This is a genomic window from Streptococcus hyointestinalis, assembly GCF_011039275.1.
Classification (GTDB): Bacteria; Bacillota; Bacilli; order Lactobacillales; family Streptococcaceae; genus Streptococcus; species Streptococcus hyointestinalis_A.
Genome location: NZ_JAAKGB010000001.1, coordinates 1,447,585 through 1,461,256 on the forward strand (window position 1 = coordinate 1,447,585; position 13,672 = coordinate 1,461,256).

Genomic DNA, 13,672 nt, shown 5'->3' on the forward strand with positions numbered 1-13,672 from the left:
CCTCACAGACTGATGATTAGAACAGCGAGTGTTCCGAGTAAAAAGAGATAATCTTTTAGCGCCAACTTCTTGCGACTAGCATAGTAGTGACCGACAAATCCACGGGCTTCCATCGCTTTTTGCAGGTCAGTGCCGTATCGTCTCGCTTTTAGGTACAAAATCCCCCAGATACTAGTGCCTAGTTTGAAGGAGAAGGCATTAGCATTTGAGCGCACCTCGATAGCTTTTAGCATGTCCACCAATATTTGGCTAAAGGTGAAAATGTATTTGAGCGTAATGTCGAGCTGTACCAATAAAACATCTGGAAAATGTAATTGCTTTAATGCTTGGATAAAGTCTGGTAGACTGGAGAGTTCTGCATAGAGTGATACCACCAGTAAAATCAAAGGAATTCTCACGATAAATAGCAGCGTCCCTCTTCCTAAAAACAGCGCTGGAAGATAGACAAGGAGTGGTAAAACGGATAGCAGAAGCGTTTTTTTCAATATCTTGCGCAGCTTATCACTGGGCATAAAGATCAGAAAACTACCAAATACTAAAGCAAGAACCCAAAAGTAGAGCATTTTTTGCGAGAGACTAATGCTGATAATCAACAAGAGAGTTGACAGTAAAAGTGTCGTTGGATGTAGGGACAGAAAACGAAGCTCAAAACGCTCACTTGAAAAGCTATTGATAACAGCTTCTAGCGCCGAGCGATTTCGGATGAGGAAATGTTCTCTGCCACCTGTTTTTTGCTCTGTGCCTTGGGCTGTTAATTCTAGCCATTCGGGCATATTCATTTACTACTTTTCCTCATTCCAAATAAAACTTTAAAGAGGAGGAAAAGGACGACAACTGCACTAGCGGCACAGAGGATATAGGCAATTGGGTCAGGGAGCCCTTGGATGGTGTAGTCTGGCATGATAGCATTAAAGTTAAAGCCTGAGAGCATGCCTTTTGGAGAGACGGCTTTTAGGTGGTAGTGGGAGAGATTTTCGACAATTTCCGTCACGTCCCATTCGGCAAAGGCAGTTCCTGAGGCTAAGAGTCCAAGCGGCACACAAAGGATGAGAAATGCAATAAGAGCGAGCAACCATGTCAGAGTTTTCTTTTTGCCACCCGAGCTAGCTGCTGCAGACTTGTCTTGGCTTTTTTCGACAAAGCTCACAACACCTACTGTAAAGGCACCTTCAACAAGTCCAATGAGCAGGTGCGTTAGCATCATAGCTGGGATAGTGACACTGAGTGGATAAGGATTGTAGAGAGGATTGCCATTGCTATCTTGGAAAAGAATAGGCTGGATACCAAGTAAAATAGCAACTGTCAAAGCCGCCAAGTTGATACCGACATAACCACCTAGAAAAGCACCCAGCTTTTTATAGTGGAATCGGCTCAACAAACGATAGACCGCATAGCCTGTAAATGGCATGACAAACGCCATAGTAAAGCAGTTAGCACCAAAGGCTAAGATACCGCCATCCCCAAACAAGAAAGCTTGGATGGCAAGAGCGATACTGACAGACAGTGTCGCTGTCCACGGTCCCATCAAAATGGCAATCAAGACTGCACCGACAGCGTGAGCCGTTGTCCCGCCCGGTGCAGGTAGATTAAACATCATCATCAAAAAGGAAAGAGAGGTCATCATTCCCATCATAGGGACGGCTTCTTTAGCTTCTTTGACTTTAACTTCAACCTCTTTTACAGCCTTATACCATATAGGAAGCATGATAGCTCCCATAACCGCACAGGTCTGTGGGCTTAAATAATTCTCTGGAATATGCATTTTTTCTCCTTTTGCGTGGCTTGCTCATTCCATGCCTTTTCGTACAATAATTGAAAAAATCGGTGTTGCGTTAAAGTTGAGTTGTTGGTCTTTTGTCAGCACAGAATGATTGATATTTTTAGTAACTGTGAGATGACTAGAGTGCGGGAGGAGTTCTTTTAGGATGGTAAAGTCCCAATGTGGACGTTGTTTGGCACTGAGTGGTAAGTGCTTTGCAATCTCCTCCATACGGGAGACATCTGTGTGAATGTAAAAGTCGTAAGCTCCTTCGTTAGCGACTCTTTTACGGTCGTTGCGATAAGCTTCTTTAGCTTCTTTGTCGTACAAGTAATTGTACCAATTAGCATCAAAATTGATGAGAAGTCCACCTGGGCGAAGGACACGTAGCCATTCTTTGTAGGCTGCCTCAGGGTCTTCTAAGTTCCATGTGAGATTTCTGCTCACAACGAGATCTAAACTATCGTCCTCATAGTCCAAATCAAGAGCATTCATTTGTTTTGTTGTGATATTTGCGCCGAGTTTTTCGGCATTTTCTCTTGCTTTTCTTAGCATAGCTGGGTTCATATCGACAGCGTCGACTTCCAAGCCCTTTTTAGCCAGTAAAATCGCTAAAAATCCTGGACCTGTACCGATGTCGACGGCTTTTGTTAGCGTACCATTTGCTTTTTTAAAGACTTTGGTCAAATAGCTGTCCCATTTGCTGGCGTTTAAATCGGTCAATTCCGCAAAATGTTGCTTACCGTAGCTTTCCGAGCGTTTTGTCCAATAAGCGGTATTGACTTTTGAGAGTGGAGTTGTCATAGTCTACCTTTCTTGTTTTGTCCCTTTTCCTAAAATGGTGTAAAAACCAAGAGCAACTGCACAAAGTCCTAGCACCAAATTGAAAAAGATATAGCAGAGCGCAATAAATGTGTGCCCACCAGTTATCAAATCATACATACCTGAGGCAAAAGATGAGAAGGTTGTTAGACCGCCACAAAAACCTGTCGTTAAAAATTTGTTCCATTCTTGGGAGATACGTTGTTTGGTGGCAAGCGCACTCACCAAGGCGATGATGTAGCAGCCGACCACATTGACGCACAGGATGGCAAAAGGATCGGACACTGCTTTTCCGATATAGACCTCACAAAGCCATCTGATAGCTGCACCAAGTGCCGCACCACAACCAATCAATAAATATTTAATTCCTGTTTTCATGGGACACCTCACTTAAACCAAGCCTGAACACCAATGCCGATAAAGACACAGAGGATACACAAGATACAGCTGCCTATCCAGTAAGTCCATGCTTTGGAGTCTTTACGCTCAACAAAGAATTGATACACTTCTGAGCTAAAGGTTGAAAACGTCGTCAATCCTCCACAAAAGCCTGTTATCAAGAGGACATTAGACGTTTGTGACAAACCTTTATGACTCACCATACCAAGGAAAAAACCCACGAGAAAGGATCCGATGATATTGGCTAGAAAGGTCCCATAAGGGTATGCGTCGTCTTTTTTGTTAAAGACATCAGACAAGAGTGCTCTTAGACAACCGCCAAAAAAGGCACCTACACCTGCTAAGCAAAATTCTAAGATTCCCATAATGCCACCTGCTATTTCACTTTCATATCCAGTTTACGCAGGTTGATAGGGTCAAAGTGCTTAAAGGCTTCACGGTAAAAGTTGATAAATGCCCAGACCAAGTGACGATTATCATGATAAGTGTCACCTAGTACACGCAGCACCACACCACCGTTGATTTTGGTCAAGCCATATTTACATGTTGTAGTCAGGCTATCAAGCATGTCTTGCATGGTTTTTACCATCTCATCTGTTAGCTTATCATCAATGATAACAACAGAGTTAAAGTTGGTACGTCCTTCAAAATAACCAAGCTCTGCCATCAAGTCATCTTCTGGTTCACAGACCAAAAAGTCGTTGAGCAGCCATTTTCCTGCTTTTTTGATACTTGTTTTGAGTCCGACTTTGTGGTATTTGAATGGGTCGCCTGCTTGTGACCAACCACCTGTGATACCATCTGTTAGGATGAGACTAGCCCCTTCTTCCAGCTCGATTTTGGTATCTTGCATGTAGTGAGCTGTTTCATAAGGGACAACCTCATCTAGGTAATACTCAAGAGTCGCATCTTTTCCCACCTTGATGATGGTTTCTTGTGTGGTCTCAATATGACGTTGGCATTTGTAGACATAGTTTGGTGTTTGACTGGTGATAACAGCATGGCTATGTTCAGCAAGTGTTATCGTTTGGAGATAATCTTCTCCCTCAACATAACCACCACCAGTTGCGATAAAGAAGTAAACAGGAACAACTCCTGTGTCTTTGATGGACGCAGAAACACGTGAATTGCCCTCACGATAGATACGCTCAGCTACCGTACGACCATCACGATAAGCAAAGCGCATATCAATATAACCGTCACGTTTTTTCATCTTATAAGTCCTCTAATAAGCAATTTTTCTTGATCCAGTTGATGACTTCATCTAGACCTTTATCTTCTTTTAGGTTGGTAAATAAGAAAGTACCATCTGCACGGAATTTTTCAGAGTCAGATTTCATACGATCAAGGTCTGCACCGACATATGGAGCAAGGTCGATTTTATTGATGATAAATAGGTCAGACTTAATCATCCCTTGACCAGCTTTACGTGGGATTTTTTCCCCTTCAGCAACGTCGATGATGTAGATTGAAAAGTCAACAAGCTCTGGACTAAAGGTTGCAGCGAGGTTGTCACCACCACTTTCTAGGAAAATCAAGTCAAGGTCATTGAAGCGATTTTCAAGATCCTCAATAGCGGCAAGGTTCATAGAAGCGTCTTCACGGATAGCTGTGTGTGGGCAACCACCTGTTTCAACACCGATGATACGATCTTCATCAAGCACTGAATTTTTCAACATAAATTCAGCGTCTTCTTTTGTGTAAATATCGTTTGTGATAACAGCAAGATTGTAATCTTTTGCCATGTGACGTGTGAGGCGTTCGATCAACATTGTTTTACCTGATCCAACAGGACCCCCAACACCAATTCTAACTGCTCGTTTCATTAGATTTCCTCCTTTATGACATGAATAAACGGGCTTCTTGAGTCTCGTGTTTGATTTGAGCGAGCTCAAGTCCGACTGAGTTTGCACCGAGATAGTAACGGTCTAAGTCGACAACTTCTTTGTAGAGTTCACCAAGTTGGTCAATCAAGCGATTAAGGATGACTTGACCTTCTTTTTGCCCTAGAGGGACAGCACGCACAGCGTTTTGCACCAAGGTTGAGCCAACACTGTAGCCATACATGAGAAAGGCTTCCTTCAATGGGACTTGTTTGTGATGAGCAAAAATAGCAAAAACAATAGCGGGATTACCATAAGCGAGCCCTTCTTTGATAGCTTGTTTGTAAGCAAAAAGATGAGGAATGGTATCGCCATAGAGTTCTTCTAAAAGGCTCATCATTTGATTTGCGATAAGGCGTGTACCGTTGCGTGTTTCAGTAGCGATGGTAGACGCATCCATGATAAGGTCATTTTCGAGTAACAACTCAAAGTCTTCTGCTTCAAGGGCTTCATAGGTTAGCTTGATGAGGAGTCCCTCACCATCACGAAACTGTGTTTGGTAGTAGTTTTTCAACCACACAGCAAATTCATGCCCTTTTTTAATGTGACGCTCAAACAAATAGTGCTCCATCCCAAATGAATGGTTGAAACTTCCGATAGGAAAGGTGGAGTCACATACTTGAAAGACATCTAAATAATCTAAAAACTCCATAGCGTCCCCTTACAATGATAAATCCGCATAGCGAAGTGGTTGTTCTAGTTGAATGCTCTCAACGGTATAAGGAATGTGACGAGCTCTCAGTGTTTCAGCCACCACTTTATCAAAAAGAAGTGAGATGGTGCCGTCTGCGATTTGGACAGGCTTGTGGAGGTTGCCTAGCATATGAGCAAGCTCTCCCATTTCATCAATGCCTTTTGGTGAAATCACAATCATCTCATCAGGAATAACACTCAAAACAAGCAATTCACCGTCAGACAATTTAAAGGCTGAACCATTTTCAAGCACTTGACTCGAATCTGATAGACGAATGCCGTAGTCATTGCCGTGGTCCGTTGTGACACGCAAGATACTCTTCATCAGATCATCACTTTTCACCATTGCAGTCTCGATGTGAAAATCTGAGAGATTTTCAATCTCATCAACAGTGTTAAAAACATCAGTTAAAATCATTATCTTCTCCTTTAAAAAAAGAGAACCCAAGTCTTTCAATCTATTCAGTTGACTTGGGTTCTAAAAACTAGACGAGGCTAGTCAAAAATGAAACATAAAAATTCAAAGGATAGCCTAACGCTGCTATAAGCGCTAAATGGAAAACGTCTCTATTTTCCAACGATAACACAGTTTGCTAAGAGTAGAGGTGGCTTTTAGCAGCGCTAGATTATGCGATTAGAATAGGTAGTAACGTTGTGCCAAAGAAATAACTTCTTCTGGATCACAAGTGATGAGTTTATCATCGATTGTTACTTCAAAGGATTGTGGATCAATTTTGATTGTTTTTGGAATGTAGTCGTTGAGCTTCATGTCACGTTTTGTAAGGTTACGTGTGTTACGTACAGGAAGCACAATCTTATCAAGACCAAGTTCTTCTTTGATACCATGTTCGTAAGCGTATTGTGATACAAATGTGATGTTTGTAGAACCAACAGCTTTACCTTTGGCACCGTAAAGGTCTTTCATCAAACGTGGTTGTGGAGTTGGAAGACTTGAGCTTGCGTCACCCATAACACCGTAAGTGATCATACCACCTTTAAGAACCATTTTTGGTTTTGTACCAAATTTAGCTGGTTCCCAGATAACAAGGTCAGCAAATTTACCAACTTCGACAGAACCGATGTAGTCTGACATACCGTTTACGATAGCTGGGTTGATAGTGTATTTAGCGACATAACGTTTGATACGGTTGTTATCGTTAAATTCAGTATCGCCTTCAAGTGGTCCACGTTGTGCTTTCATCTTATCAGCTAATTGCCAGCAACGCATAGCCACTTCACCAACACGACCCATAGCCATAGCGTCAGAAGTCATGACACTAAGGGCACCCATATCGTGAAGAACGTCTTCAGCGGCAACAGTTTGTTTACGAACACGTGATTCTGCAAAAGCAACGTCTTCAGGTACTTTTGGATCAAGGTTGTGACAAACCATAGTCATATCAAAGAGTTCGTCAATAACGTTTTGAGTGTAAGGGTTTGTTGGGTTAGTTGATGATGGCGAGATGTTATCTTGACCAGCAACGATCATAATATCTGGAGCGTGTCCCCCACCAGCACCTTCTGTGTGGAATGTGTGGACAGTACGTCCTGCAAAGGCGTTCAATGTGTTTTCAACGAAACCACCTTCGTTAAGAGAGTCAGTGTGGACAGCGTATTGAACGTCGTATTTATCACAAGCACGAAGAGAGTTGTCAATACCAGCTGCAGTTGCACCCCAGTCTTCGTGAGTCTTAACAGCAGCAGCCCCTGCTTCGATTTGTTCTTCGATTGTACGTGGGTGACAACCAGCACCTTTTGCCATGATACCAACGTTAATTGGTGCATGGTCAACAGCTTCTAGCATACGGTGAATGTGGAATTTACCAGGGCTAGTTGTTGCTGAGTTTGTACCATCAGCAGGTCCAGTACCACCACCAAATAGAGTTGTAATACCGTTATCAAGAGCGGCATGTGTCAAACCTGGTGAGATGTAGTGAACGTGAAGGTCAATACCACCAGCAGTAACGATCAAGCCTTCACCAGAAATGGCTTCAGTGCTTGCCCCAACGATAAAATCAATGTCATCCATAATATCTGGGTTACCACCTTTACCGATGGCAATGATTTTACCGTCGCGAATACCGATATCTGCTTTGATAATACCAGTGTAGTCAATAATTGTTGCGCCTGAGATGATAGTATCAGCTACCAATGGATTGCTTTCACGGGTTTCACTTGCGTTTACACCCATACCATCACGTAAGACTTTACCACCACCGAACTTGCTTTCTTGTCCGTGTACAGTGTAGTCTTTTTCAATTGCTGCAAACAGATTTGTGTCTCCAAGACGGACGCTATCTCCAATAGTTGGTCCATAAAGTGAGGCAAATTGTTTTCGAGCCATTTCAAAACTCATGGTTGAACCTCTTTTCTAGCGTTGATCACGTGCTTCGTTTTTAGCTTTATCTAGATAACCATTGGCACGGTTGTTAAAGCCAAAGACACGACGTTTACCACCAAAGTCAATCAAGTTGACTGTGTGTGTTTCACCTGGTTCAAAGCGGACAGCTGTACCAGCAGCGATATCCAAGCGTTTGCCCCAAGCTTTTTCACGGTCAAAACTCAAACCTTCTTCGTTGGCTTCATAAAAATGATAGTGAGAACCGACTTGAACGGCACGGTCACCTAAGTTTTTGACTTCAAGTGAGATGGCGTCGTAGCCCTCATTATAAGTTACAGTCTTATCAGACAGTTTGTATTCTCCAGGAATCATATTATTACCTTCTTTCCTAGCTTAACGAATTGGGTCGTGAACAGTAACCAATTTTGTACCATCAACGAAGGTTGCTTCAACTTGAATCATTGGAATCATTTCTGAAACACCTTCCATAACGTCACTGCGTGTCAAGACACGACCACCTTCATCCATCAATTGGGCAACAGTTTTACCTGCACGTGCTCCTTCCAAGATATAACTTGTAATCAAGGCAACACTTTCTGGATGATTTAATTTCACACCATTATTTTTTCTTTCTTTGGCAATCATACCAGCCAAAGAAATTAACATTTTTTCGCGTTCGCGTTCCGTAAGTTGCATACGTACACTCCTTCTGTAATCAAACGATATTATTAACTATTAACTATCGTTTTACGAGAATAATCTCATGTATTCTCGCATTATAGTTTAGGCCATTTGTCAATAAGCATCAAGAATCCTGGAATCCAGGCAGTAACGATACCTTCAATGATACCTAAGACGCCGACAAATTTGCCTAAATTGACTTTCATGTTGCATTCAATGAACCCTGTGAGCCACAGAATACCCCATGCCCACCATATAAGACCATAAAGCCAATTTCCGCCATATCCGACAAAGCAGTAGAGCCCTGCAGGAACAGAGTTGATCGCTACAAACAAGCTATACCAACCATAGAGACGATTGTCAAAATCGAAAATTGTGTTAATAGCCACATATAGATATGTAAAGGCAAACAAGAGACCTGTTGCGCTCGCATAGAACCATAAAGCATCTTTGTTGTGACAAGCGCCATAGCCGATAGAAATGATGTTTAGGATTAAACCTAGACCACCTGTGAAGATATTCATGACAACATTTGATTTGTCATCAATCTTTTGCAAGCGGAAAAGTCCGTTACTCATCAAGACCATACCGACGTAAAGCAAAACGACACCCAGCATTGGAATCACCTCCTTTCAATGGTGAATTAGTTATTCAATTTTTCAAGGTCATAAGTTGTTTCTTCGAGTAAAGAAGCATCCAGACCATTTGCGATTTCTTCATCACTTGGTTCAATATTGGTTATAGCACCAAGGATTTTTAGGATGATAAAGGTAATGACAAAACTGTAAATGGCAACAAGAATCACTCCGAACACTTGAATCCAGAATTGATGCCAACTTGCAGAGACACCATTGACCGCTTTATCAGCAAAGATACCAATCAAGATACTTCCTGTAAAGCCACCAATACCATGGACGCCCCAAACACCGAGCGCATCATCCCAACCACGACTTTCTTGTAAGGATAGAGCAAGATTACAGATGATACCAGCTATGATACCAACTAAAATTGCTAATTGTGGGTGGATGTAACCTGCACATGGTGTAATCGTTGCAAGACCAGCAACTGAACCTGTCAGAACATCTACAAAATCAACTTTACCACGGACTAACTTGGCATAAATCATCCAAGTCACCATACCACTTGCTAGACCGATAAAGGTGTTTGAAAAAGCAATCGCTGCAAGACTTCCTGCCTTGAGTGCGCCACCTGAGTTAAATCCAAACCAACCAAACCAGAGAAGGCCAGTACCGATAGCTGCTGCCATCAAGTTACTTGGTTTCATGGAAATATCTTTTTGATGACGTCGTCCAAGAACAAAGATTGCGGCTAGCGCTGCAAAACCTGCTGTCGTGTGGATAACCGTTCCACCAGCAAAGTCTACAAAACCGATCTTGGATAAGAAACCAGAGCCCCAAATCCAGTGACAAACTGGAATGTAGACAATGATTGTCCAGATGATGAGCAACCAGATATATCCCTTCATATTGAGGCGTTCTGCAAAGGCACCACTCATAAGCGGTACAGTGATGACACAGAACATCAATTGAAACGCAAAGAAGAGAATAAATGGAATGGACGCAGCGTGAACATTACTTGGCACTAAACCAACATGCGCTAGTCCGAAATAATCTGAAATCGAACCAATCACACCACCGTGGTCTTTACCAAAAGCAAGACCAAATCCACCATACATCCAAATGATCGTTACAATCCCCATTGAGATAAACGATTGCATCATAATATAGAGAACGCTACGCTTCCTCGCTAGACCCCCATAAAAGAAGGCAAGCCCCGGTGTCATCAAACACACCATAGCAGTCGCTAACATCATAAAGGTGGTATCACCATAATTCATTGTGAAAAATCCTTTCTGTGACCAAGCAAGAAAAATTGCTTTGCCAAAGAAAACCATATCATAGACTAACCAAAAGGCGATCTGTTTTTAAAACGTGACTAGGAAACTCTAGCTCCCCTTTTCGCACAATCCATCATATAATCTAATTATTTTCCACATATTATTAAAGTTTTGTGAATTTAATTTTAATAACATGTCAAAAAATAACTAGATGATTCTATCAACATAACAATCATTCCTCCTGTAAGTCAGTTATTATAATTTTGTTATATCTTTGTGATAACTAAATTATGGTTTTAGTATACTCCTTTTTATTAAAATTGCAAATCAATTAAAAATACTTTTGAATGCAATTATATCAGCTGATTAAGCGTTTACTAAAACAAAAATCTCTCGAAAAAATGAGAGATTTTAAACAAGTGGAAAGCAACTGGGCACTTTTTAAAAATACTGCAAGTTTAGCTTACAAAACTCAAACTGTCTAGTTTCTTTAAATTGTACGACTTTTTGTCATCTAAAATCTAATCTCGAGTCCATGGCTATTCATCAACGGTTTCTGTTCTAGAGCCGACAATAGTTGTTTCTGATGTCGTGTAGGAGTAAGGAACAGTTGTTGATGTCAGCTCTCCTTCTCCCCAGTACTCTTCGTAGCTACCTTGACTTCCTTGAGTGACTGGTGTCGTTGAGGAAGCATAGGCTACATAGGAGCTAGCTGGTGTAGTACTTGCTTCTGTACTACTAGGCTGAGCCTCTTGAGAGCTACTTCTACTCGCTTCCTGTGAAGTCGAGCCAGAAGTAGCTGGTGTTTTTTTCTTTTGGCTTGAACTAAAAGACTTTGTTGTCGTTTTCTTTGATTTTGATGCGGTACTTTTAACAGTACTTGAAGCTACCTTTTGGGTGCTATGACCAACGACACTTAGTACTCCTATCCCTGTCAAACTAGATGTAAAGATGATAATGAGCAGCCAATTAAGTAGAACCCTAACTGGTGTCATCTCTCTAACGCCATACTTTTGTGTCCTAACAACTTCTATTACAAAAGATGTTATAAAGATGGCTAATGCTAACAAGACTTACCAATATAAACATAACTCATTTCCTCGATTAGTCATTAGAGATAACAAAATGTAAATAGATACTATACACCCGTGGTGCTAGTTGATTTCAAAATAGCGTAAGTTACGAGCTAGAATAATTTGTTCAATTCGTAACTGTAGTCCGGCTAGGATTCTAGCTAATGTATGTTCGATGTCAAAGAGACGACACAGTTCAGAAAAACGTGTTTCAATAGTTCGTCTCATGGCCATCACTTTCCAATCGTTATGTTCTTCGGCCCCTGTCATGTTTTTACGAAATGGCGTCCATAGATGGTAACCTTGTTGTTCTAAGTCCTTCTTGAGTTCACTGCTCAGGTAGCCTAAATCCCCTAGGATAACCGATTGCTTACATCCCTATAATAGTTCATAACCCACCTTAATATCATGGACAGAGGTTGGTGTGACAACATAGTTCAGAATATAACCAGATAAGGTCACCAGCATATGAACTTTGAAGCCGTAGAACCAAAGATATTTAGAGGCGTAGTAGCCAATATCGGCTAATCCTTTAAAAATGGTAGCACTATGATTGCGAATAGGTTGGCAAAGTGGCAAAGGAAAACTATCTATAATGGCTAGTTTATCAGATGGAAGCATTTCACTCATAGCTTTCCGGATTAATTGGACGAGCCAAATCAATTGTTTTGACCGACGATTGAAACGACTTCTTTCTAGTAGCTGCCCACAAGGAAAGAGGTGGCAGATGCTGTAGAAATGACACTGTGACGTTATGCCTAATTCAGCCTGTAACAAAAGCAAGACAAGAATTGATTCATCTGAAACTTTGGCTAAACTAACATTACGCCGATGTTTGGAGGAATCCGGACAGTAGTTTTGGTAGAAGTGATGACAAATTTGTGATAATTGATATACCTTCCATTGCAAATGATGAGATTTAGCAGTATACTGTAAGTGGCTCATTTGGACTAACCTCCTGTTTGTTTCGTCACTTACAGTATAGTCCTTTTGGGCTTTTTATTGTATTTTGAAATCAACTAGCAGCTAGCAGCACGGTAGACTTAAAATCAAAATATCACCTGTTCTCAAGCACAAGTCTCACATTGAGCTTAGAGCCGAACTGGATTATCCAGCCCCATCCTGTCCTCATTGTCAAGGAAAGATGATGAAATACTTTTCAAAGGCCTTCCACCAGCCCAATCTTAGACGTCCAAGGTATGGCAACCGTTCTAAAGCTCAGAAAGCGGCGTTTTCAGTGTAAAGTGTGTCGCAGGGTCTCTATCGCCAAAAACAGTCTAGTCAAGAAAAATTGCCAAATCTCACAGCCTGTCTGGGCGAAAATCACCCAACTTCTCAGCGAAAAACGCCTCCACATCTCTGTTTCCACCGTTCAAAGACAGCTAAATGCTTTCACTTTGAAAGAGAATTTTGAGGTCTTGCCTGAGATTTTATCCTGGGATGATTTCGCAAGAAACAAGGGAAGACTAGCTTTCATTGCGCAAGATTTTGAGACCATGAAAATCGTAGCAGTGCTGGAGAATAATCGCCAAACGACCAGCAAAAACCACTTTTACAAGTATTCAAGACAAGCTAGAGAAGCAGTCAGAGTAGTGCCTGTCGACATGTCGGGTGCCTACATTCCTATCATCAGGAAACTATTTCCGAAAGCGGAGATTGTCCTCGACCGTTTCCACCTCGTGCAGCACCTCTCTCGAGCCATGATGACCAATCGTATTGCCATCATGAAGAGCTTTGACAAGAAGTCTCTGCCTTACAGAGCCATGAAGAATCACTGGAGAATCCTGCAAAAGGATAGCAGAAAGCTCTCCGAATTATTATGACCTTTACCAATTACTGCTCTTTCATTTTCAAGAGAAGCGTGTCGAGTCATTTTTCGGACTGATTCACGACAATGTCGATAGTGTTAACGCAAACTTTGCAAGAGTCTTTCGGACTTTTCTAAAGCACGAAACCTATATCACCAACGCTCTGAAATATCCTTATTCCAACGCCAAATTAGAAGCTACTAACAAACTCATCAAAGACATCAAACGGCAAGCGTTTGGGTTTCGTAACTTTAAGAACTTTAGAACAAAGATTCTCATCATTTTGAATATCAAAAGAGAGAGAACGAAAATCGTTCTCTCTCGCACTTAGCTTTTCATCAACACACTACAGTTG

Annotated in this window: 15 protein-coding genes and 2 pseudogenes; 1 reads left to right on the top strand and 16 read right to left on the bottom strand. The window is 41.6% G+C overall.

Annotation, left to right across the window (positions count from 1 at the left end; all coding sequences use genetic code 11):
- Nucleotides 1-2: 2 nt before the first annotated feature.
- The 16 genes and pseudogenes from G5B60_RS07085 to G5B60_RS07160 form a co-directional block, all read right to left on the bottom strand.
- The gene (locus G5B60_RS07085) at nucleotides 3-779 is read right to left on the bottom strand and encodes an energy-coupling factor transporter transmembrane component T (RefSeq protein ID WP_164683384.1); all 777 of its coding nucleotides are present in this window, start codon (nucleotides 777-779) and stop codon (nucleotides 3-5) included.
- A complete protein-coding gene (cbiM, locus tag G5B60_RS07090) occupies nucleotides 776-1,762 on the bottom strand; it encodes a cobalt transporter CbiM (RefSeq protein WP_164683385.1) in 987 nt (328 codons plus the stop codon). The genes G5B60_RS07085 and cbiM overlap by 4 nt, the downstream gene beginning before the upstream one ends.
- Before the next feature lie 24 nt (nucleotides 1,763-1,786).
- Nucleotides 1,787-2,563 carry a class I SAM-dependent methyltransferase gene (locus G5B60_RS07095; protein WP_164683386.1) on the bottom strand — a complete coding sequence of 259 codons (777 nt, stop codon included), beginning with the start codon at nucleotides 2,561-2,563 and terminating at the stop codon, nucleotides 1,787-1,789.
- A gap of 3 nt (nucleotides 2,564-2,566) precedes the next feature.
- Nucleotides 2,567-2,959 carry a fluoride efflux transporter CrcB gene (gene crcB / locus G5B60_RS07100; protein ID WP_164683387.1) on the bottom strand — a complete coding sequence of 131 codons (393 nt, stop codon included), beginning with the start codon at nucleotides 2,957-2,959 and terminating at the stop codon, nucleotides 2,567-2,569.
- 8 nt (nucleotides 2,960-2,967) lie between these two features.
- A complete protein-coding gene (crcB, locus tag G5B60_RS07105) occupies nucleotides 2,968-3,345 on the bottom strand; it encodes a fluoride efflux transporter CrcB (protein ID WP_164683388.1) in 378 nt (125 codons plus the stop codon).
- A gap of 11 nt (nucleotides 3,346-3,356) precedes the next feature.
- Complete coding sequence (locus G5B60_RS07110; RefSeq protein WP_164683389.1) at nucleotides 3,357-4,193, bottom strand: urease accessory protein UreD; 837 nt, start codon at nucleotides 4,191-4,193, stop codon at nucleotides 3,357-3,359.
- A 1-nt stretch (nucleotide 4,194) separates the two neighbouring features.
- Nucleotides 4,195-4,806 (bottom strand): urease accessory protein UreG, encoded by a 612-nt coding sequence (ureG, locus tag G5B60_RS07115; protein ID WP_164683390.1) that lies wholly within the window; start codon nucleotides 4,804-4,806, stop codon nucleotides 4,195-4,197.
- Between the two features lie 13 nt (nucleotides 4,807-4,819).
- Nucleotides 4,820-5,515, bottom strand: a complete 696-nt coding sequence (locus G5B60_RS07120; RefSeq protein WP_164683391.1) for an urease accessory protein UreF — start codon at nucleotides 5,513-5,515, stop codon at nucleotides 4,820-4,822.
- A 9-nt stretch (nucleotides 5,516-5,524) separates the two neighbouring features.
- Complete coding sequence (locus G5B60_RS07125; RefSeq protein ID WP_164683392.1) at nucleotides 5,525-5,974, bottom strand: urease accessory protein UreE; 450 nt, start codon at nucleotides 5,972-5,974, stop codon at nucleotides 5,525-5,527.
- A gap of 216 nt (nucleotides 5,975-6,190) precedes the next feature.
- Nucleotides 6,191-7,912 (bottom strand): urease subunit alpha, encoded by a 1,722-nt coding sequence (ureC, locus tag G5B60_RS07130; protein ID WP_164683393.1) that lies wholly within the window; start codon nucleotides 7,910-7,912, stop codon nucleotides 6,191-6,193.
- A 15-nt stretch (nucleotides 7,913-7,927) separates the two neighbouring features.
- Nucleotides 7,928-8,269: an urease subunit beta gene (locus G5B60_RS07135; protein ID WP_164683394.1), complete on the bottom strand. Its 342-nt coding sequence runs from the start codon at nucleotides 8,267-8,269 to the stop codon at nucleotides 7,928-7,930.
- A gap of 21 nt (nucleotides 8,270-8,290) precedes the next feature.
- A complete protein-coding gene (locus G5B60_RS07140) occupies nucleotides 8,291-8,593 on the bottom strand; it encodes an urease subunit gamma (protein WP_164683395.1) in 303 nt (100 codons plus the stop codon).
- Between the two features lie 80 nt (nucleotides 8,594-8,673).
- A complete protein-coding gene (locus G5B60_RS07145; protein WP_164683396.1) occupies nucleotides 8,674-9,195 on the bottom strand; it encodes an AmiS/UreI family transporter in 522 nt (173 codons plus the stop codon).
- Nucleotides 9,196-9,221: 26 nt separating this feature from the next.
- Nucleotides 9,222-10,436, bottom strand: a complete 1,215-nt coding sequence (locus G5B60_RS07150) for an ammonium transporter (RefSeq protein WP_164683397.1) — start codon at nucleotides 10,434-10,436, stop codon at nucleotides 9,222-9,224.
- A 539-nt stretch (nucleotides 10,437-10,975) separates the two neighbouring features.
- Entirely contained in the window at nucleotides 10,976-11,431 is a 456-nt protein-coding gene (locus tag G5B60_RS07155; protein WP_164683398.1) for a hypothetical protein, read from the bottom strand.
- 159 nt (nucleotides 11,432-11,590) lie between these two features.
- A pseudogene (locus G5B60_RS07160) lies at nucleotides 11,591-12,454 on the bottom strand (IS982 family transposase).
- A 103-nt stretch (nucleotides 12,455-12,557) separates the two neighbouring features.
- On the opposite strand from G5B60_RS07160, the pseudogene G5B60_RS07165 reads away from it, so the two are divergent.
- Nucleotides 12,558-13,648, top strand: a pseudogene (locus tag G5B60_RS07165) (ISL3 family transposase).
- Nucleotides 13,649-13,672 lie beyond the last annotated feature (24 nt).